The sequence below is a fragment of the Nocardioides sp. NPDC000445 genome, assembly GCF_040300245.1.
Taxonomy (GTDB): domain Bacteria; phylum Actinomycetota; class Actinomycetes; order Propionibacteriales; family Nocardioidaceae; genus Nocardioides.
The window spans coordinates 73103-92522 of the sequence record NZ_JBEPDH010000024.1 but is presented as its reverse complement, the minus strand read 5'-3'; the positions used below and the strand labels follow the sequence as shown (position 1 = coordinate 92522).

The following is a 19420-nucleotide window of genomic DNA, read 5'->3' as shown; positions in this document are numbered from 1 at the left end:
GAGTGACGTCTCGGCAGGTCAGACCGCTGCGTACGCCTCGACCCAGTCCTCCGCACGCAGGTCCCGCGGCAGCACTGGGGCCTGAGAGCGTCGGCGTCGCTGAGCGATCTGATTCGCGAGACGAGCCGGGACGCCGTTGCGGCGCAGGATCTCGGCGACCCCGCGGCCTCGGCTGCTGAAGACCTTCGCCACCCACGACTGGAAGTCGCGGACGTCCGTGTCGGGGAGCAGCGGCTTGGGGCGGCGGTCGATGAGCAGCAGGCCGCCGTCGACGTTCGGCCGCGGACGGAACGCGGTCGACGGGACGCGGCGGTCGAGAGTGAAGGTGAACCACGGCCACCACTGTGCGGTGAGCTGGGTCGTACCGCCGACGCCCGCGCGCTTGCGGGCGACCTCCCACTGGGTGAGGAGTACGGCATGGCGCCACGTCGTCGAGGCGAGCAGGTGGCGCAGGATCGGTGTGGTCAGGTGGAACGGGACGTTGGAGACGACGACCGCGTCCTGCGGTGGCGCATGCCGCAGGATGTCGCCCTCGGCGATGCACACGTGCGGGCCGATCCGTCGTCGCAGCTCGGCCGCTCGGCGGGAGTCGATCTCGACCCCCTCCAGCGGACGACCCAGCTCGGCCAGCGCCAGGGTGACGGCACCGTTGCCGGTGCCCCACTCCACCAGCGGACCCTGCCGCTGCGAGACGAGATGGACGATGCGGTCGAGTACCGACCTGTCGGTGAGAAAGTTCTGGCCGAGCTCGTGCCGGCCAGGGCGTACGTCGGGCATGGATGCTCCTCGAGACAGAAGGAGCCGGGCGGCCTGCGGGTAGCACTCGGAGCCGCCCGGCAGGGTTGCCAGGTGGCGGCGCGAATGCGACGAGTGCTTCGGTGGGATCCGCGCCGTCAGCGGCGGCGGATCCGGACGAACATCGTCATGCAGCAGTTACCCATGGCGCTCACGCTAGCGAAGCCGTGGCGCTGCTCGCACACCGTTTTCGGGTGCCTTCTCGGCCGACGCAAGTGACGTCTCGGCCGACGTAAGTGACTACTCGACGTGGTGGAGGCGGCGGGCGACCTCGGCGGTGGAGCCGGAGATCGAGGGGTAGACGGTGAAGGTGTTCGCGATCTGGTCGACGGTGAGCCCGGTGGAGACGGCGAGCGCGATGGGGTGGATGAGCTCCGAGGCGCGCGGGCCGACGACGACGCCGCCGATGACGACGCCGGTGCCGGGGCGGGAGATGAGCTTGACGAAGCCGTCGGAGATGCCCTGCATCTTGGCGCGCGCGTTGCCCTTGAGGTCGAGGCGCAGGGTGTCGGCGACGACCTCGCCCGAGTCGACCTGGGCCTGCGAGTAGCCGACCGTGGCGATCTCCGGGGAGGTGAAGACGTTGGCCGCGACCTCCTTGAGGTCCATCGGGATGACCGCGTCGCCGAGGAAGTGGCGCATCGCGATCCGGCCGGCCATCGCGGCCGTCGAGGCGAGCATGAAGCCGCCGGTGCAGTCGCCGGCTGCGTACACGCCGTAGGCGGAGGTACGCGACACCTTGTCGGTGCGGATGAACCCGCCTTCGTCGAGCTCGATGCCGGCCTCCTCCAGGCCGAGGTCCTCGGTGTTGGGGATCGATCCCAGCGCGAGGATGCAGTGGCTGCCGGTGACCTCGCGGCCGTCGGTCAGCTTGACCGTGACGACGTCGCCGGAGCGGGTCACCGACTCCATCCGCGACTTGCTGAGGATGTTCATCCCCTGCCGCTCGAGTACGTCCTGTAGGACCGTCGCCGCATCCGCGTCCTCACCCGGGAGAACCCGATCGCGCGAGGAGACCAGGGTGACCTGGGAGCCGAGGTTGAGGTAGGCGTTGGCGAACTCCACACCCGTGACACCCGAGCCGACGACGATCATGTGCGACGGCAGGTCGTCCAGGTCGTAGACCTGCTCCCAGGTCAGGATCCGCTCGCCGTCGGGCTGGGCGGTGGGCAGCACCCGCGGCCGGGCGCCGGTGGCGATGAGGACCGCGTCGTTCTCGATCGCCTCCTCGGTTCCGTCCTCGGCCCGGGTCGCGACCACCTGACGCTTGTCGGCGTCGATGCGCCCGGTGCCCTTGACGATCCGGATCCCGCGGCGGGTCAGCCGGCTCTCGATGTCGCCCGACTGCGCGAGCGCGAGCGACTTGACCCGCTTGTTGACCAGCTCGAGGTCGGCGTAGAGCTCGGTGGCCGGGTCGCCGTGGTGGTCGCGGAAGTTGATGCCGAGGTCGCGGGCGAGCGTCATGTCCGACATCAGCTCGGAGGTGGCGATCAGGGTCTTGCTCGGCACGCAGTCGGTGAGCACCGCGCTGCCGCCGAGGCCGTCACGGTCGACGACCGTGACCTCCGCCCCGAGCTGCTGCGCGACCAGCGCCGCCTCGTATCCGCCTGGACCCCCACCAATGATCGTCACCCGCGCCATGGGCCGCATTCTTCCACGCGCCCGGAGCGGCAGAGTCAGCCCATCGTCTTCTGACCGTCGATGGTCTCCCGGATGATGTCGGCGTGCCCGGCGTGCTGGGCGGTCTCGGCCAGGATGTGGGTGAGGACGCGACGGTTGGACCAGCGGCCACCCGGCTCGAACCACGGCGCCTCGGGAAGCGCGTGGTCCGCGTCCAGATCGACCGTGCGGATCAGCTCGTCGGTGGCCGCGGCCACGTCCTCGTACGCCTCGAGCACGCCAGCCAGCGTCTCGTGCTCGGCGAGCACGAAGTCGGCGGCGAACTCGGCGTACTTCTCCGGGGTGAGCTCCTGCGCCACCGCGCCACGGACGATGAAGTCGGCCCAGCCCCGCTCACAGGCTGACACGTGCTTGACCAGGCCGCCGAGGCTGAGCGCGGAGGCGGTCGGGGTGAGCCGGGCCTGCTCGTCGGTCAGGTTGCGGACGGCGTAGCGCAGGAAGCCGCGGTGCTTGGCCAGGGTCTCCAGCAGGTCGGTCCGCTCACGGGACAGGGTGGCGGTGGCGCTGGTCTTCACGGCGCTGGCGGCGGTGGCGGTCATGACATGGACTCCTTGGTGGTGTTTCCCTCTGACACCAGCAACGCTATGAGGCGTTCAGGTCAGTTTCTGTCCGCATTGGTCGGAGGGCCGAAAAAGACCCTCCGGCCATTACCCTGCTGGGATGACAAGCCCTGCCAGCCCGACCCGAAGCGACGCGGTCCGCAACCGGGACCTCCTGGTCGCCGCCGCCCGCGAGGTGCTCGCCGAGCAGGGTCTGGACGCGCCGATGTCGGCGGTCGCCAAGCGCGCCGGCGTCGGCCAGGGCACCCTCTACCGGCACTTCCCCGACCGGCTCACCTTGGCGACCGCGGTGCTGGAGGAGAACGTACGCGACATCGAGCAGGTCGCCGCCCGCCCCGATGCGACGCTGGCCGACGTGCTCGGCGTGGTCACCTGGCAGATGATCCGCTCGACTGCGTTCGTCGGCATCATCCGGCTCACCGACGAGGAGAGCTCCCGCTTCCTGGCCGACCGGGTACGCACCGCCATCGACGGGCTCCCGAGGGAGACCTACAGCACCGACGACCTGATGCTCGCCGTCGCGATGGTCTCTGGCGGGGTGCACGGGCCGACTCCGGAGGCACGCGAGACCGCCGCCCGCCGGGCGTGGGACCTGCTCGGCATCGAGATCGGCCCGGTCACGGCGGGCGTGTAGAGGGCACCGCAGACGCGACGAGGCCCGGATCCGCGGATCCGGGCCTCGATGCGAGAGATCGGTCTGATCAGAGGTTGATCATGTGACCGGCGATGCCTTCGATGGCTTCCTTCATCGCCTCCGAGAGCGTCGGGTGGGCGAAGACGTTGCGGGCGACCTCGTCGGCGGTCAGGTCCCACTGCTGGGCGAGCGTCAGCGCGGGCAGCAGCTCGGTGACCTCGGGGCCGATCATGTGGGCGCCGAGGATCTCGTTGTGCTCGGCGTCGGCGACGATCTTCACGAAGCCGACACCCTCGGCCATGCCACGAGCCTTGCCGTTGGCGGAGAACGGGAAGGACGAGGTCTTGACGTCGTAGCCCTTCTCCTTGGCCTGGGCCTCGGAGTAGCCGAACGAGGCGATCTGCGGCTGGCAGAACGTCGCGCGCGGGATCATGTCGAAGTTGATCTCCATGGTCTCGGCGTCGGCGATGGTCTCGGCGGCGACGACACCCATGGCCTCGGCGGTGTGGGCGAGCATCAGCTTGCCGGTGCAGTCACCAATGGCGTAGATGCCCTCGACGTTGGTGCGGCCACGGGCGTCGACCGCGATCGCGCCCCGGTCGGTGAGCTCGACGCCGGCGTTCTCGAGGCCGAAGCCCTCGACCCGCGGCGCGAACCCGAAGGCCGCCAGGAACTTGTCGGCCTCGAGGATCTGCTCCTCGCCACCGGCGGCCGGAGCCACGGTGACCTTCACGCCCGAGCCCGTGTCCTCGGCGCCCTTGACGGCGGTCGAGAGCAGCACGTTGACGCCGAGCTTCTTGTACTGGCGCAGCAGCTCCTTGGACACGTCGGCGTCCTCGGTCGGCACCATCCGGTCGAGGAACTCCACGATCGTGACGTCCACGCCGAAGTTCTTCAGCACGTAGGCGAACTCGACGCCGATCGCGCCCGAGCCGCCGATGATGATCGAGCTCGGCAGCTCCTCGGTGAGGATGTGCTCCTCGTAGGTCACGATGTTGCGCCCGTTGGGCACTACGCCCGGGACCGAGCGGACGGTCGCACCGGTGCCGATGATGAGGTTGTCGAAGGTGTAGGAGCTCTTCGCGCCGTCGTTGCCCTCGACGTCGATCGCCTTCGGGCCGGTGAGGGTGCCCCAGCCGTCGATCTCGGTGATCTTGTTCTTCTTCATCAGGTAGTGCACGCCCTTGGCGCTCGCGTCGGCCACACTGCGGCTGCGCTTCCACGTCGCGCCGAAGTCCATGGTCGCGTCCCCCGAGATCCCGAAGGTCTTCTTCTCGTGGGTGATGATGTGCGCGATCTCAGCGTTGCGGAGCAGCGCCTTGGAGGGGATGCAGCCGACGTTGAGGCAGACACCACCCCAGTACTGCTTCTCGACGACGGCGACGGACTTGCCGAGCTGAGCGGCACGGATGGCGGCGACGTAGCCACCGGGGCCAGCGCCGAGGACGAGAACATCAAAGTGGGTCACGTACCCAAGGGTAGACCGCCAATAACAGATAGATCCCAAGCGGGTGAGGACTGGGCGGTAACCTCGTGACCCGTGACTCTCTATGCGGCCTATGGCGTCAATCTCGACCCGGCGCTGATGAGTGAGCGGTGCCCGCATTCGCCGTTGCGCACGACCGGGTGGCTGGGTGGCTGGCGGCTCACCTTCGGGGGCGAGGACAACGTGCTCGGCGACGGGCCGACGGCCACGATCGTCCAGGACCCGTTCGAGCAGGTCTTCGTCGCGGTCTACGACGTCGTGGACCAGGACATGGAAGCCCTGGAGAAATGGGAGCTGGCCGACATCGGCCTCTACTTCAAGACCAAGGTGCGGATCTCGGCACTCGCCGAGGACCTGCTCTGCGAGACCTATGTCCTGGACACCTACGAGGGTGGCATCCCCTACGCCCGGCACCTGGGCGCGCTGGCCGATGCCGCCGAGGCGGGCGGGGCACCGGCCGACTACGTGCACGCGCTGCGTACGCGCCCGTGCCGGTCCAACGACTGAGTCGGTCTGGGCGCGGGTCTAAACTCGGCGAGTGACCACGCCTTACGAACTCGCCAAGGAAGCCGCCTCCGCGCTCGCGGAGAAGACCGGCATCGAGAAGCACGACATCGCGTTGGTGCTGGGCTCGGGCTGGCTGCCCGCCGTCGACGCGCTCGGCGAGGACTACACCGAGATCGCCACCACCGAGCTGCCCGGCTTCAGCGCCGCCGCGGTCCAGGGGCACAGCGGCAAGATCCGCTCCATCCGGTCGGCGAGCGGTCGCAACCTGCTGGTCTTCCTCAGCCGCACCCACTACTACGAAGGCAAGGGCGTCGACGCGGTCGTGCACCCGGTACGCACCGCCGCGGCCGCGGGCTGCTCGACGATCGTGCTCACCAACGGCTGCGGCGGACTCAACCCCTCCTGGTCCCCCGGCACCCCGGTGCTGATCAAGGACCACATCAACCTCACCGCCACCTCTCCGCTGGTCGGCGCCAACTTCGTCGACCTCACCGACCTCTACTCCTCGCGCCTGCGCAGGCTGGCGAAGCAGGTCGACCCCTCGCTCGACGAGGGTGTGTACGTCCAGTTCCCCGGCCCCCACTACGAGACCCCGGCCGAGGTGAAGATGGCCGGCATCATCGGTGGTGACCTGGTCGGCATGTCGACCACCCTCGAGGCGATCGCGGCTCGCGAGGCGGGCATGGAGATCCTCGGGATCTCGCTGGTCACCAACCTCGCCGCCGGCATCTCCGACCAGCCGCTCGACCATGCCGAGGTTCTCGAGGCTGGGCGCAATGCGGCTGCTCGGATGGGCGGGCTACTTGGGGATCTGTTGCCGAAGGTCTGAGGTCGTCATCCTGGTCCGCTTGTCACGGATCGTTCTTCGGGGTTGGGCTGGGCCGCCGACCCGTTCTTTGAGGGTGTTCTCGACCTGGCCCGGAGTCAAGGACGGCCTGCGGCCGCCGGCTGCGCCGGCCGCTTTCGCGGTCCTTGACACCGGACCATGTCGAGAAAAAACATGGCTGGCTATCGGGGCGGCGGCCCTGGTGTGGCCACGGCACACGCACCCACGGCAGGTGACCGCTCCACGCCTAGACCAGACATGGGGTCTTCGCGTGGAAGAAAATTTTCTTCCACCCGCCACCCCCACCCCAGACAGGCGGTCTCTGAGGCGAACGAAAATTCGTTCGCCTCACCGGAAGGAAAATTCCTTCCGGCAGTCGGTCGGCCCACCCCAGCTCCCAAGCCCCTACCCAACCCAAACCGCTGCGCCACACCCCTGCCGCCGACCCGATAGCCAGCCAAAATTCTCAGCGACGGCCGGTGTCAAGGACCGCGAAGCGGCCGGCGGCAGCCGGCGGCCGAAGGCCGTCCTTTACTCCGGACGCCGCTGAGAACACCCTCCAAGAACGGGTCGGCGGCAAACCCAGCCACAAAACGACAGAAGCCCTTCCATCTTCCGCCACCCGATGACCTAGGGTCAGATCCATGGTCCCCACAGATCAATCTGCGCTCGTCGTCCAAGCCCGGGAATGGCTTGCCGATGACCCAGATGCACAGACCCGAGCAGAGCTCGAGAGCCTCCTCACGTCCACCGCCCCGGGCGCCGCGGCCGAGCTGGCCGACAGGTTCTCGGGCATGCTGCAGTTCGGCACCGCTGGGCTGCGGGGCGCGCTCGGGGCCGGGCCCAACCGGATGAACCGGGTTGTCGTGATCAAGGCCGCCGCGGGGCTGGCCCGCTACCTGCTCGCGACCGGCGCGCAGGGGCCGGTGGTGATCGGCTACGACGCGCGGCACAACTCCGACGTCTTCGCCCAGGACACTGCCGAGGTGATGACCGGAGCGGGCCTCCACGCGCTGGTGATGCCGCGCTCGCTGCCGACGCCGGTGCTGGCGTACGCCGTCAAGGCCCTGGGCGCGAGCGCCGGGGTGATGGTGACGGCCAGCCACAACCCGCCGCAGGACAACGGCTACAAGGTCTACCTCGGTGACGGTTCGCAGATCGTGCCGCCGGCCGACATCGAGATCGCGAAGCGGATCGCGGCGGTCGACAAGGTGAGCTCGGTCCCGCAGGGGCCGGCCGGCCAGGTGATCAGCGAGGACCTGGTCGACAGCTATCTCGACACCGTTGTTGGGCTCCTCACCGAAGGTGGCCCGCGTGACCTCAAGACGGTCTACACGCCGCTGCACGGCGTCGGCGGCGATCTGGTGAACCTGGCGATGAAGTTCGCCGGCTTCCCCGAGCCGCTCGTGGTCAAGGAGCAGGAGCGGCCCGACCCCGACTTCCCGACCGTCGCCTTCCCCAACCCCGAGGAGCCCGGGGCGATGGATCGGGCGATGGCGCTGGCGAGCAAGAAGGGCGCCGACCTGGTCATCGCCAACGACCCCGACGCCGACCGCTGCGCCGCGGCTATCCCCGTCGGCAAGAAGTGGCGGATGCTGACCGGCGACGAGGTCGGCGCGCTGCTGGCGACCCACCTGATCCGCAAGGGCGTGACCGGGACGTACGCGGCCTCGATCGTCTCCTCCTCGCTGCTCGGCAAGATCGCCGCGGCCGCCGGCCAGGCCTACGCCGAGACGCTGACCGGCTTCAAGTGGATCTCGCGCGCGCCGGGGCTCGCCTTCGGCTACGAGGAGGCGCTGGGCTACTGCGTCGACCCCGAGCACGTACGCGACAAGGACGGCATCTCGGCGCTGCTGCTCCTGTGCGAGCTGGCTGCGTCGTTGAAGGCGGAGGGTCGCGGCCTGGCCGACCTGCTCGACGAGCTCGCGGTCGAGCACGGCCTGCACGCCACCACCCAGCTCTCCGTCCGGCTCGAGGACCCGGCCCAGATCGCGGCCGCGATGCAGCGCCTCCGCGACCGACCGGTGACCGCGTTGGCCGGGGCCACCGTGCAGCAGCTCGACGACCTCACCACCGGAATCGGTGGCCTGCCGCCGACCGACGGGATCCGTTACCAGCTGGCCGGCGGGTCACGGGTGATCGTGCGGCCCAGCGGCACCGAGCCCAAGATCAAGTGCTACCTCGAGGTCGTCGAGCCGGTCGACTCACCGGAGGCTCTGGCACAGGCCCGCACGGACGCCGAGATCGCTCTCGGCGCGCTCAAGGTCGACATCCGCGCCGCCCTCGGCGTCTAGCATCCCGCTGGTCGAGCCGGGAGGCCGCCTGCGGCCGAGCGTGTCGAGACCAACACAGTCCCTTCGGCGCTCGATCTGACCGTGTTGGTCTCGACACACCTCCGCCTAGCGGCTCCGGCGGCTCGACCGGCGGGGCGGCTCAGACGACGAGCAGGACCACGAAGACGACCGCCACGACCCCGGTGGCGGCGATCAGCGGCCAGTCCCAGCTGCGGCGTACGTCCTCGGCGAGGGCGAACTGCTCGTCGGAGTCGCGCTTGATCCGGCGCCGGTCGCGGGCGTCCTGGGCGAGCGCGTTGAGCCGGTCCTCGATGAAGTCGGCGTGGTTGCTCAGCGGCTTGTGGTCGCGCTTGGCGCCCTTGATCGCCTCCCGCATCGGACGCCCGACGGCACCGCTGACGTAGGTGCGTCCGCCGGCGTAGGCGCCGAGGGTGCGGCCGACCGAGACGCTCTCCAGGGCGGCCATCGGGAAGCGCACCGTCGAGTAGAGGTGATGGAGCACGAAATCACCCTCGCTGACGCCGACCTTGGTGCGGACGAACGCGGCGTACGCGACCAGCGCGAAGAGCACCCCACCGGCTGTCGTCTCGGGGTGCCAGCCGGTGACCGCGTCGATCACCACGACCGCGATCGCGGCCCCTGCCGAGAGGAATCCCCACGTGGTGCTGCTGGAGTTGCGGAACCACTCCTCGGGCTGATCGTCATTCACGGCGCAAACCTTAGCCCTCCGGGCGTAGATGCATATGCTGAGCCCGTGCCTACCCCCGCTGACATCGCGAAGCTGATCGACCACACCCTTCTCAAGCCCGAGGCGACCCACGCCGACGTCGAGGCGCTGATCCTCGAGGCCGCCGAGCTCGGCACCTACTCGGTGTGCGTCTCTCCCTCGATGCTCCCGGTCAACGCGCCGGCCGAGCTGAAGATCGCGGTCGTGTGCGGATTCCCGAGTGGCAAGCACCTCTCCTCGATCAAGGCCGCCGAGGCCAGCGCCGCGGTCGACGCCGGTGCGGACGAGGTCGACATGGTCATCGACGTCGGCGCCGCGAAGGAGAAGCGGTACGCCGACGTGGAGGCCGACATCGCCGCCGTCCGTGCGGCCGTCCCCGCTCCCACCGTGCTGAAGGTGATCATCGAGTCCGCGGCGCTCGAGGACGACGAGATCGTCGGCGTGTGCCAGGCGGCCGTCCGTGCCGGCGCGGACTTCGTGAAAACCTCCACCGGCTTCCACCCCGCCGGCGGCGCCAGCGTCCACGCCGTGAAGCTGATGCGCCAGACCGTCGGCCCCGACCTCGGCGTCAAGGCCTCGGGCGGCGTACGGACCATGGAGCAGGCCGAGCAGATGATCGCCGCAGGGGCGACCAGGCTCGGGGTCTCGGGCTCGCGCGCGCTGCTGGCGGGATCGGCTCCCGGCGCCGGCTACTGACTTCGGCCTGCCACAGGCGAGAATGCTCCGGTGCGCGCTCAGGTCATCGTCCTCGCCGGCCCCTCGGGCGCCGGCAAGTCCCGCCTCGCCGAGCGGCTCGGGCTGCCGGTCCTGAGGCTGGACGACTTCTACAAGGACGGCTCCGACCCCTCGCTCCCCCGGATCACCGAGGGCCCCAACGCGGGCCTGGTCGACTGGGATCACCCCGACTCCTGGCATCCCGTTGACGCGGTGAGGGCGATCACGGCGCTCTGCGAGACGGGCACCGCCGACGTACCCGTCTACGACATCGCCCACGACGGCCGCACCGGCTGGCAGTCATTGACCCTCGGCGACGAGCCGTTCTTCGTCGCCGAGGGGATCTTCGCCCAGGACATCGTCGCCGAGTGCCGCGACGCGGGGCTGCTGGCCGCCGCCTACTGCGTCACCCACTCACCGACGGTGACCTTCTGGCGCCGGCTCACCCGCGATCTCCGCGAGCGCCGCAAACCACCGTTCGTGCTGGTCAAGCGGGGCCTGGCGCTGATGCGCGCGCAGCCGCAGGTCGTCGCCGACGCGGTCACGAAGGGCTGCACGGCGGTCTACCCGAAGCACGGCTTCATCGCCATCCAGCGACTCACAGGGCCGCGTACGCGTCCTTGATCTCGTGGATCAGGTCGACCCGCTCGTCGTAGGGCAGGAACGCGGACTTCATCGCGTTGGTCGTGAGCCGCTGGAGCTCGGGCAGTCCCCAGCCGAAGGCTTCCACGATGCCGGCCATCTCCGCCGACATCGAGGTGCGTGACATCAGCCGGTTGTCGGTGTTGATCGTGACCCGGAAACCCAGGTCGTAGAGCAGCCCGATCGGGTGCTCGGCGATCGACTTCGCCGCGCCGGTCTGCACGTTGGAGCGCGGGCAGAGCTCGAGGGGGATCCGCCGGTCCCGGACGTACGCAGCGAGCCGGCCGAGCCGCGGCGCCTCGCCCTCCTCGAGGGTGATGTCGTCGACGATGCGTACGCCGTGACCGAGCCGGTCGCAGCCGCAGGGGTGCACCGCCTCCCAGATCGAGGGCAGCCCGAAGCCCTCGCCGGCGTGGATGGTGAAGCGCATGTTCTCGGCGGCGAGGTGCTCGAACGCCGCCAGGAACCGGCTCGGCGGGAAGCCCTTCTCCGGACCGGCGATGTCGAACCCGGCGACGCCGCGGTCGCGCCAGGTCACCGCGAGCTCGGCGATCTCGGCGGCGCGAGCGGCCTGCCGCATGGCGGTGAGCAGCTGGCGTACGACGATCTTCCGGCCGGTCGCCGCAACGGCCGCCATACCCTCGTCGAACCCGGTCTGGACGGCCGCGACGACCTCGTCCAGCTCGAGACCGTTGGCCAGGTGGAGCTCCGGCGCCCAGCGGACCTCGGCGTAGACGACGCCGTCTTCGGCCAGGTCTTCGACGCACTCCCGAGCCACCCTGGTCAGCGCGGGCAGCGTCTGCATGACCGCCAGCGTGTGCGCGAAGGTGTCGAGGTAGCGCTCCAGTGACCCCGAGTCCGCGCTGGTCACGAACCACTCCTCCAGCGCGACCGGATCGTCCTGAGTCCCCTCCGGCAGCTGGTGACCCACTTCAGCGGCGAGCTCGACGAGGGTCGAGGGACGTACGCCACCGTCGAGGTGGTCGTGGAGCAGCACCTTCGGGGCGGCCTTGATCTGCATGTCGGACGGTTCCATGGGCCCATCATTCCGTATGCCGCTAGATTCCGGGGGTGCGCACATTCACCACTCTCCAAGAAGTCTCCGACGCCGCAGGCACTGAGATCGGCACCGGCGAATGGCTCGAGGTCGACCAGGACCGCGTCAACGCCTTCGCTGACGCCACTGGCGACCACCAGTGGATCCACGTCGACGAGGAGCGGGCCAAGGAGGGTCCCTTCGGGGGCACCATCGCCCACGGCTACTTGACGCTGTCGCTGATCCCCTACCTCGGCATGAGCGTCTACTCGCTGGAGACCCCCGGCGCGAAGCTCAACTACGGCCTCAACAAGGTCCGGTTCCCGATGCCGGTCCTGGTCGGCTCCCGCATCCGCCCGGTCATCACCTTCGGCGAGATCACCGAGCTCCCCACCGGCCTCCAGCTCGTCGTGAGGACGACGGTCGAGATCGAGGGCTCCGCCAAGCCCGCATGCGTCGCGGAGTCGGTCGTCCTGCTCCTGGCGGACTGAGCCCCGCTCAGGAGTAGTCGGCCCACAGACGCTGGGTCGTGCCGTCGACGGTCATCTCGCCGCCGTAGGGCACGATCCACTGCGGCCGGGTGTGCCCGAACGGCGGGCCGACGACGACCACCGCGTCGGGGTTGTAGCGGGCGACGGTCTCGATCGCCGCGTCGCGCTGCTCGGCGCGCTTCGCGGCACGCTCCTCGGCGCTGGGCCGCCGCTCGAAGTCGGAGGTCGGTGGGCGGGCGACGACCACCGCGTCGATCGCCTCGAGCAGCCCGCGCTCTCCCAGCGAGCGCGCGATCCAGCCGAACTCCTGCGCCGGGATGAGCTCCTCGGAGGTCTCCAGGAGGAGTACGCCGCCCGCCAGCACCCCCGGGTCGGCCGGGAAGCGTCCGGCGGTCAACGCCCACTGGAGGATCTCGATGCAGCCTCCCCAGGTGCGGCCGGTGACCTTCCGTTCGGGCCCCGTCCACGTCCAGGGCTCGGTCGCCTCCCGCTCGCCGTACTCGGTCAGCGCGCGTGGGTCGTTCCAGTCGCGGCCGATGTCCTCGGACTCGCCTGGCTCGGTGATCTCGAGGGTCTCGCCCGTGAGGAGCGCGGCCTTGAGCGAAGCCTCGTGGATCGGATCGACTCCCGGTCCCGGACCGAGGTGGACCTGGGTCGACCCACCGTGAAATGCGGCCACGCCGTTGGTCCACAGCCAGTTGAGCAGGTTGGTGTTGTCGCTGTAGCCGAGGAACGGCTTGGGGTCGGCCCGCACCAGCTCGGCGTCGAGGTGCGGGATCACGGTGATCTGGTCCTCGCCCCCGATGGTTGCCAGCACCGCCCGGATCTCCGGATCGCCGAACGCGGCGTTCAGGTCGGCCGCCCGCTGCTGCGGCGTCGCACCGACCTTCCTCGTCGTCGGATACTCCACCGGCACCAGCCCGGTCACCTCAGTCAGCCGCCTCAGCGCCTGCTCGTGGATCGCCGGAGCCACCCCGGGTGCCGCGAACGAGGGTGACAGCACGGCGACCTTGTCGCCCGCGACGGCCTTGGGTGGCTTGACGATCTCCATGGATGAAGTCTGGCGGTACGCCGACCGGTGAAGCGAACGGTTATCGCCGCGCTGGTCGAGTCAGCCGATCCGGTCGAGGATCAGCGGGGTCGCCTCGTACGCAGCCCCATCCTCGATCTCGTAGCCACCCTCCAGCGCGGCCAACGCACGTTCGAAGCGCTCAGGCGTGTCGGTGTGGAGGGTGAACAGCGGCGCACCGGCAGCGACGGAGTCGCCCGGGCGAGCGTGCCAGGTGACCCCGGCCCCGGCCTGGACGGCGTCCTCCTTCCGCTCCCGCCCGGCGCCGAGGCGCCAGGCGGCGAGCCCGACGGCCATCGCGTCGAGCCGGGTGAGGACACCGGACGCCGGCGCGGTGACCACGTGGGTCTCGCGGGCGACCGGCAACGGCGCCGACGGATCGCCGCCCTGGGCCGAGATCATCGCGCGCCAGGCGTCCATGGCCTTGCCGGAGGCGAGTACGTCGGCGGGGTCCGGGCCGGACACACCGGCAGCGGCCAGCATCTCCCGGGCCAGCGCGACGGTGAGCTCGACGACGTCGGCGGGTCCACCGCCGGCCAGGACCTCGACGGACTCGGTGACCTCGATGGCGTTGCCGGCGGTCAGGCCGAGCGGGGTGGCCATGTCGGTCACGAGCGCGACCGTGTTGACGCCCGCGTCGGTGCCGAGGTCGACCATGGTGCGCGCCAGCTCCTGCGCGGAGGCGAGCGTCTTCATGAACGCCCCGGCACCGACCTTGACGTCGAGGACCAGCGCCCCAGTGCCCTCGGCGATCTTCTTGGACATGATCGAGGAGGCGATCAACGGAATCGACTCGACGGTGCCGGTGACGTCGCGCAGCGCGTACAGCTTGCGGTCGGCCGGAGCCAGCCCCTCACCGGCCGCGCAGATCACCGCACCGACCGACCCGAGCTGGGCCAGCATCTCCTCGTTGGAGAGCGACGCACGCCACCCGGGGATCGACTCGAGCTTGTCGAGCGTGCCGCCGGTGTGGCCGAGCCCGCGCCCGGACAGCTGCGGCACCGCCACCCCGCACGCGGCGACGAGCGGCGCCAGCGGCAGCGTGATCTTGTCGCCCACGCCTCCGGTGGAGTGCTTGTCGGCGGTCGGCCTGTCGAGGGAGGAGAACGACATCCGCTCTCCCGAGGCGATCATCGCCGCCGTCCACCTCGCGATCTCACGCCGCGACATCCCGTTGAGCAGGATCGCCATGTTGAGCGCCGACATCTGCTCCTCGGCCACCACCCCACGGGTGTACGCCGCGATCATCCAGTCGATCTGGGAGTCGCTCAGCTCGCCACCGTCGCGCTTGGCGAGGATCACCTCGACCGCATCATGTTCCGCCATGCGGACAGCGTAAGGCGCGATCGCCGCAGGTCCGCTACCGGCCGGAACGAGGCCTACCCGAGATTCTCCGGACCGAAGGCGTCCGGAAGGACCTCGGACATCGGCCGCACGCCCGAGACGGTCATCAGCAGCAGCTCCGGGCCGCCGTTCTCCCAGAGCAGCTGACGGCAGCGGCCGCAGGGCATGATGACCTCGCCGGAGCCGTCGACGCAGACGACGTGGGTGAGGCGGCCGCCGCCGGTCATGTGCAGCGAGGAGACGAGCCCGCACTCGGCACACAGGGTCACGCCGTAGGCGGCGTTCTCCACGTTGCACCCGTGGAGGAGGCGTCCGTCGTCTGCGTATCCGGCCACTCCGACGGGGTAGTTGGAGTAGGGCGCGTACGCATGTTTTGCGGCTTCAACCGCCTGTGCACGCAGGCCTTCCCAGTCAAAGCCCTCTGCGGCGTACGTCTGCTTCTCGGTCATGGTTCGACCTTAAAGCCTGTCCGGACAACCAAGCACAAGGTACGAGGCTTAGGCTTCGTCGAGATCAAAAGTTGGTAACCGTTCGCGTAATCCCTGGCAATGCTCGGTCTTTGGGGAGAACGTTCGGACATGAATGTCCTTTGCGCCGCGCTTCGCGGAGCAACGACCTGGAGGCACCAGTGAAGAACAACATCAAGAAGGCCGCCGCCGGCGGCTTCGCCGCGGTCCTGACCGCTGCCGCGCTCGCCGCGTGTGGAGAGGCGCCGGCCGAGCGCGCTGGGGAGGGGAACAGCGACTACCTTCCCTGCATCGTCTCCGACGAGGGCGGGTTCGACGACAAGTCGTTCAACCAGCTCAGCTACGAGGGTGTGAAGGAAGCCGCCGACGAGCTCGGTGCGAAGTTCAAGGACGTCGAGTCCAACAGCCCCAACGACTACACCTCCAACCTGGAGAGCCTGGTCGGGCAGGGCTGCGACACCATCGTGACCGTCGGCTTCGCCCTCTCGGCCGCGACCATCGAGTCCGCCAAGGCCAACCCCGAGACCGAGTACGTCCTGATCGACGACGCGGCCGACGCCGACTTCGACGGCAAGACCGACGCGGAGAACATCAAGCCGATCCTCTACGACACCGCCCAGGCCGCGTTCCTGGCCGGCTACGTCGCCGCCGACTACACCAAGACCGGCGTCGTCGGCACCTACGGCGGCCAGCCGTTCCCGACCGTGACGATCTTCATGGACGGGTTCAAGCAGGGCGTCGAGTACTACGCCAAGACCAAGAACAAGGACGTCAAGGTCGTCGGCTACGAGGGTGGCGAGAAGGGCTCCTTCACCGGTGAGTTCGTCGCCAACGAGAAGGCCACCAACACCGCCCGCCAGATCATCGACCAGAACGCCGACGTGATCCTGCCGGTCGGCGGCCCGATCTACCAGGGTGCGCTCACCGCGATCGACGACTCCGGCAAGGATGTCGCCCTGATCGGTGTCGACGCCGACTTCTACGAGACCGACCCGAACACCCAGGACGTCGTGCTCACCTCCATCCTGAAGAACATGAAGACCTCCACCACGGATGTCATCCTCGCCGCGGGTGAGGACGAGTTCGACGCGACTCCGTACGTCGGCACGCTCGAGAACGACGGGGTCGGCCTGGCGCCGTTCCACAACTTCGAGTCCAAGGTCTCCGAGACCCTCCCCGACGAGATCGAGGAAGTCACCGCGGGCATCAAGGACGGCTCGATCAAGGTCAACTCCTATCTGGCGAAGTGACCTAGGTGGTGGTCCCGCTCGTCGCGACCACCACGACGAGGGGGCCGGACACACCCGGCCCCCTCACCACGTACTTCCGGAATTTCTCCACCCCTGCAAGGAATGATCCGTGCCATGAGACTCGCGCTTCGCGACATCACCAAGCGCTTCGGCTCCCTGGTCGCCAACGACCACATCTCCCTGACCGTCGAGCCGGGTGAGATCCACTGCCTGCTCGGTGAGAACGGCGCGGGCAAGTCCACGCTGATGAACGTCCTCTACGGCCTCTACCAGGCCGACGAGGGCGAGATCGTCATCGACGACGTGCCGCAGCGCTTCAAGGGTCCCGGCGATGCGATGGCCGCCGGCATCGGCATGGTGCACCAGCACTTCATGCTCATCCCCGTCTTCACCGTCGCCGAGAACGTCATGCTCGGCCACGAGGCCACCGGGTTCGCCGGCAGTCTCGACCTCGACGCCGCCCGCAAGCGCGTCCGGGAGATCTCCGAGCGCTTCGGCTTCCAGGTGGACCCCGACGCGCTTGTCGAGGATCTCCCCGTCGGTGTGCAGCAGCGGGTCGAGATCATCAAGGCTCTCTCGCGTGACGCCGAGGTGCTCGTCTTCGACGAGCCGACCGCTGTGCTGACGCCGCAGGAGACCGACGAGCTGATGGCGATCATGCGCCAGCTCAAGGAGTCGGGCACGGGCATCGTGTTCATCACCCACAAGCTGCGCGAGGTGCGCGAGGTGGCCGACCGGATCACGGTCATCCGCCGCGGCGCCGTGGTCGGCGAGGCCTCCCCGGAGGCCTCCAACGCCGAGCTCGCGGCCCTGATGGTCGGGCGACCGGTCGAGCTCAAGGTGCACAAGGACCCGGCGCAGCCGGGCGAGCGCGCGCTCGTCGTCTCCGACCTCACCGTGGCCGACGAGGACGGCCGTGTCCACGTCGACTCGATCAGCTTCCACATCGACGCCGGTGAGATCCTCGCCGTCGCCGGGGTCCAGGGCAACGGCCAGACCGAGCTCACCGAGGCCATGGTGGGCCTGGCTCCGCACGTCGAGGGCTCGATCATGCTCGACGGCCGCGAGATCGTGGGCCGCTCGGTGCGCAAGGCGCTCGAGGCCGGGATCGGGTTCATCCCCGAGGACCGCCAGGTCGACGGTCTCGTCAGCAACTTCACCATCGCCGAGAACCTCATGCTCAACCGCAGTTACGACGAGCCCTTCGTCTCGCGCGGCTCGCTGAACCTGAAGAAGCTCGACACCTTCGCCAAGGAGAAGCTGGCCGAGTACGACGTACGCGCCCCCGGGGTCTCGACCCTGGCCGGGCAGCTGTCGGGCGGCAACCAGCAGAAGGTCGTCGTCGCCCGTGAACTCTCCCGTGACCTGCGACTTCTCGTCGCGGCACAGCCGACGCGCGGCGTCGATGTCGGGTCGATCGAGTTCATCCACCAGCAGATCGTGGCCGCGCGCGACTCCGGTGTACCGGTGCTCGTGGTCTCCACCGAGCTCGACGAGATCGCCGCCCTCGCCGACCGGATCATGGTCCTCTACCGCGGGCGGGTCGTGGGCATCGTGCCCGCCGACACCTCCCGCGACACCCTCGGCCTGATGATGGCCGGCGAGTCTCCTGAAGGGAGCGATTCGTGAGCGAGAAGGGGCCGGAGAACCAGCCGGCCGAGACGACAGAGCCCACCGAGCCGACTGAGCCGGCTGAGCCGGTGAAGGCGTCCGCCGACACCGACCGGGTGCCCGAGGCGAGCCGTTGGCACGTGGCGATGCGCGAGATCACCACGGGCAACGCGCTGGTCGCGGTGCTCTCGGTGGTGCTCGCGATGTTCTTCGGGTCGCTGATGATCCTCTTCACCGACGAGGACGTCCGCTACGGGCTCTCCTACTTCTTCGCCCGCCCCTCCGACACGTTCTTCTACGCGTGGGAGGCCATCTCTGGGGCGTACGTCTCGCTGTGGCGGGGCTCGGTCTACAACGATCTGGGCGGCACGTTCGCCCAGCAGATCAAGCCGATCACCGAGACGATGAAGTTCGCCGCGCCGCTGACGCTGGCCGGGCTCGGCATCGGCCTGACCTTCCGCGCCGGGCTCTTCAACATCGGCGGTCGCGGGCAGATGCTGCTCGGTGGCGCCGCGGCCGCGTTCGTGGCGGTCAGGCTCGACCTGCCGATGATCGTGCACCTGCCGCTGGCCATCCTCGTCGGAGCGCTGGCCGCCGCCCTGTGGGGCGGGATCGCCGGCCTCCTCAAGGCGCTCACCGGCGCCCACGAGGTGATCGTGACGATCATGCTCAACTACATCGGCTACTACCTGGTCTTCTACGCCCTGACCCGCAAGTCGCTGCTCCAGGCGCCCGGGTCGGGCAACCCGAAGTCCTCGCCGATGCCGGAGTCGGCGATCCTGCCCGACCTGCTCGGGCCGCAGTTCAACCTGCACGCCGGGTTCCTGCTCGCGGTGCTGGCGACGTTCCTGGTCTGGTGGATCCTCAACCGCTCCTCCCTCGGCTACCGGTTCCGGGCGGTCGGCGAGAACCCCTCGGCCGCGAAGGCTGCCGGCATCAACGTCGGGGTCGCCTACCTGAGCGCGTTCCTGATCTCCGGCGCGCTGGTCGGCCTGGCCGGTGTCAACCAGGTGCTCGGCTCGGTGACCGACGGCGCGACCAGCGGTCTCGACGCCGGGATCGGCTTCGACGCGATCACCGTCGCGCTGCTGGGACGGTCGCGTCCGTTCGGCATCCTGGCCGCCGGGATCCTGTTCGGCGCGTTCAAGTCCGGCGGCTTCTTCATGCAGGCCTCCGAAGGCATCCCGGTCGACATCGTGCTGGTCATCCAGTCCCTGATCGTGCTGTTCCTCGCCGCGCCACCTCTGGTGAAGGCGATCTTCCGACTCCCCACGAAGGAGGCCTGAG

General features: G+C 69.2%; 19 protein-coding genes. 10 read left to right on the top strand and 9 right to left on the bottom strand.

Annotation, left to right across the window (positions count from 1 at the left end):
* Nucleotides 1–18: 18 nt before the first annotated feature.
* From erm to ABT304_RS26435, 3 genes are all read right to left on the bottom strand, one after another.
* Nucleotides 19–777 carry a 23S ribosomal RNA methyltransferase Erm gene (erm, locus tag ABT304_RS26445; RefSeq protein WP_350719783.1) on the bottom strand — a complete coding sequence of 253 codons (759 nt, stop codon included), beginning with the start codon at nucleotides 775–777 and terminating at the stop codon, nucleotides 19–21.
* Between the two features lie 258 nt (nucleotides 778–1035).
* Entirely contained in the window at nucleotides 1036–2436 is a 1401-nt protein-coding gene (locus ABT304_RS26440) for an NAD(P)H-quinone dehydrogenase (RefSeq protein ID WP_350719781.1), read from the bottom strand.
* Nucleotides 2437–2471: 35 nt separating this feature from the next.
* Nucleotides 2472–3014: a DinB family protein gene (locus tag ABT304_RS26435; RefSeq protein WP_160025210.1), complete on the bottom strand. Its 543-nt coding sequence runs from the start codon at nucleotides 3012–3014 to the stop codon at nucleotides 2472–2474.
* Between the two features lie 121 nt (nucleotides 3015–3135).
* Here ABT304_RS26435 and ABT304_RS26430 point away from each other — a divergent pair, with 121 nt between their 5' ends.
* A complete protein-coding gene (locus tag ABT304_RS26430) occupies nucleotides 3136–3669 on the top strand; it encodes a TetR/AcrR family transcriptional regulator (RefSeq protein ID WP_350719779.1) in 534 nt (177 codons plus the stop codon).
* Between the two features lie 67 nt (nucleotides 3670–3736).
* On the opposite strand, the gene lpdA is transcribed toward ABT304_RS26430, so the two are convergent.
* On the bottom strand, nucleotides 3737–5137 hold the full coding sequence (gene lpdA / locus ABT304_RS26425) for a dihydrolipoyl dehydrogenase (RefSeq protein WP_350719777.1): 1401 nt from the start codon (nucleotides 5135–5137) through the stop codon (nucleotides 3737–3739).
* A 72-nt stretch (nucleotides 5138–5209) separates the two neighbouring features.
* Here lpdA and ABT304_RS26420 point away from each other — a divergent pair, with 72 nt between their 5' ends.
* The 3 genes from ABT304_RS26420 (at nucleotide 5210) to ABT304_RS26410 (ending at nucleotide 8782) form a co-directional block, all read left to right on the top strand.
* Entirely contained in the window at nucleotides 5210–5662 is a 453-nt protein-coding gene (locus tag ABT304_RS26420) for a gamma-glutamylcyclotransferase (protein WP_350719775.1), read from the top strand.
* A gap of 31 nt (nucleotides 5663–5693) precedes the next feature.
* Nucleotides 5694–6491 (top strand): purine-nucleoside phosphorylase, encoded by a 798-nt coding sequence (locus tag ABT304_RS26415; protein WP_350719773.1) that lies wholly within the window; start codon nucleotides 5694–5696, stop codon nucleotides 6489–6491.
* 641 nt (nucleotides 6492–7132) lie between these two features.
* Nucleotides 7133–8782, top strand: a complete 1650-nt coding sequence (locus ABT304_RS26410) for a phospho-sugar mutase (RefSeq protein WP_350719771.1) — start codon at nucleotides 7133–7135, stop codon at nucleotides 8780–8782.
* Nucleotides 8783–8921: 139 nt separating this feature from the next.
* Here the strand turns inward: ABT304_RS26410 and ABT304_RS26405 are convergent, their stop codons facing one another.
* Entirely contained in the window at nucleotides 8922–9491 is a 570-nt protein-coding gene (locus ABT304_RS26405) for a hypothetical protein (RefSeq protein WP_350719769.1), read from the bottom strand.
* Nucleotides 9492–9536: 45 nt separating this feature from the next.
* On the opposite strand from ABT304_RS26405, the gene deoC reads away from it, so the two are divergent.
* Nucleotides 9537–10205, top strand: coding sequence for a deoxyribose-phosphate aldolase (gene deoC / locus ABT304_RS26400; protein ID WP_350719767.1), 669 nt, complete (start codon nucleotides 9537–9539; stop codon nucleotides 10203–10205).
* Nucleotides 10206–10235: 30 nt separating this feature from the next.
* Nucleotides 10236–10847: a uridine kinase family protein gene (locus ABT304_RS26395; RefSeq protein ID WP_350719765.1), complete on the top strand. Its 612-nt coding sequence runs from the start codon at nucleotides 10236–10238 to the stop codon at nucleotides 10845–10847.
* Here the strand turns inward: ABT304_RS26395 and ABT304_RS26390 are convergent.
* Entirely contained in the window at nucleotides 10822–11901 is a 1080-nt protein-coding gene (locus tag ABT304_RS26390) for an adenosine deaminase (protein WP_350719763.1), read from the bottom strand. The two genes, ABT304_RS26395 and ABT304_RS26390, sit on opposite strands and share 26 nt — an antisense overlap.
* A gap of 35 nt (nucleotides 11902–11936) precedes the next feature.
* Here ABT304_RS26390 and ABT304_RS26385 point away from each other — a divergent pair, with 35 nt between their 5' ends.
* Nucleotides 11937–12392, top strand: coding sequence for a MaoC family dehydratase (locus ABT304_RS26385; protein ID WP_350719761.1), 456 nt, complete (start codon nucleotides 11937–11939; stop codon nucleotides 12390–12392).
* A gap of 7 nt (nucleotides 12393–12399) precedes the next feature.
* On the opposite strand, the gene ABT304_RS26380 is transcribed toward ABT304_RS26385, so the two are convergent.
* Genes ABT304_RS26380 through ABT304_RS26370 form a run of 3 tightly spaced genes read right to left on the bottom strand, consistent with a single transcriptional unit; the run spans nucleotide 12400 to nucleotide 15254 of the window.
* Nucleotides 12400–13443, bottom strand: a complete 1044-nt coding sequence (locus tag ABT304_RS26380; RefSeq protein WP_350719760.1) for a S66 family peptidase — start codon at nucleotides 13441–13443, stop codon at nucleotides 12400–12402.
* A gap of 60 nt (nucleotides 13444–13503) precedes the next feature.
* Nucleotides 13504–14787 (bottom strand): thymidine phosphorylase, encoded by a 1284-nt coding sequence (locus tag ABT304_RS26375; RefSeq protein ID WP_350719758.1) that lies wholly within the window; start codon nucleotides 14785–14787, stop codon nucleotides 13504–13506.
* 53 nt (nucleotides 14788–14840) lie between these two features.
* Nucleotides 14841–15254: a cytidine deaminase gene (locus ABT304_RS26370; protein ID WP_350719756.1), complete on the bottom strand. Its 414-nt coding sequence runs from the start codon at nucleotides 15252–15254 to the stop codon at nucleotides 14841–14843.
* A gap of 179 nt (nucleotides 15255–15433) precedes the next feature.
* Here ABT304_RS26370 and ABT304_RS26365 point away from each other — a divergent pair, with 179 nt between their 5' ends.
* The 3 genes from ABT304_RS26365 to ABT304_RS26355 all read left to right on the top strand — a co-directional run bounded on the left by ABT304_RS26365 (nucleotide 15434) and on the right by ABT304_RS26355 (nucleotide 19419).
* Nucleotides 15434–16522, top strand: a complete 1089-nt coding sequence (locus tag ABT304_RS26365) for a BMP family lipoprotein (protein ID WP_350719754.1) — start codon at nucleotides 15434–15436, stop codon at nucleotides 16520–16522.
* A 114-nt stretch (nucleotides 16523–16636) separates the two neighbouring features.
* Entirely contained in the window at nucleotides 16637–18151 is a 1515-nt protein-coding gene (locus ABT304_RS26360; RefSeq protein WP_350719752.1) for an ABC transporter ATP-binding protein, read from the top strand.
* Entirely contained in the window at nucleotides 18148–19419 is a 1272-nt protein-coding gene (locus ABT304_RS26355) for an ABC transporter permease (protein WP_350719750.1), read from the top strand. Before ABT304_RS26360 ends, ABT304_RS26355 begins: the two co-directional genes overlap by 4 nt.
* The last annotated feature ends 1 nt before the right edge of the window (nucleotide 19420 follow it).

Bases quoted from the DNA above. Each gene is read 5' to 3' on its own strand.
- ABT304_RS26435 (WP_160025210.1), bottom strand. From the start codon at position 3,014: ATGACCGCCACCGCCGCCAGCGCCGTGAAGACCAGCGCCACCGCCACC.
- ABT304_RS26360 (WP_350719752.1), top strand. From the start codon at position 16,637: ATGAGACTCGCGCTTCGCGACATCACCAAGCGCTTCGGCTCCCTGGTC.
- ABT304_RS26390 (WP_350719763.1), bottom strand. From the start codon at position 11,901: ATGGAACCGTCCGACATGCAGATCAAGGCCGCCCCGAAGGTGCTGCTC.
- ABT304_RS26430 (WP_350719779.1), top strand. From the start codon at position 3,136: ATGACAAGCCCTGCCAGCCCGACCCGAAGCGACGCGGTCCGCAACCGG.
- ABT304_RS26375 (WP_350719758.1), bottom strand. From the start codon at position 14,787: ATGGCGGAACATGATGCGGTCGAGGTGATCCTCGCCAAGCGCGACGGT.
- ABT304_RS26410 (WP_350719771.1), top strand. From the start codon at position 7,133: ATGGTCCCCACAGATCAATCTGCGCTCGTCGTCCAAGCCCGGGAATGG.
- erm (WP_350719783.1), bottom strand. From the start codon at position 777: ATGCCCGACGTACGCCCTGGCCGGCACGAGCTCGGCCAGAACTTTCTC.
- ABT304_RS26370 (WP_350719756.1), bottom strand. From the start codon at position 15,254: ATGACCGAGAAGCAGACGTACGCCGCAGAGGGCTTTGACTGGGAAGGC.
- ABT304_RS26380 (WP_350719760.1), bottom strand. From the start codon at position 13,443: ATGGAGATCGTCAAGCCACCCAAGGCCGTCGCGGGCGACAAGGTCGCC.
- ABT304_RS26440 (WP_350719781.1), bottom strand. From the start codon at position 2,436: ATGGCGCGGGTGACGATCATTGGTGGGGGTCCAGGCGGATACGAGGCG.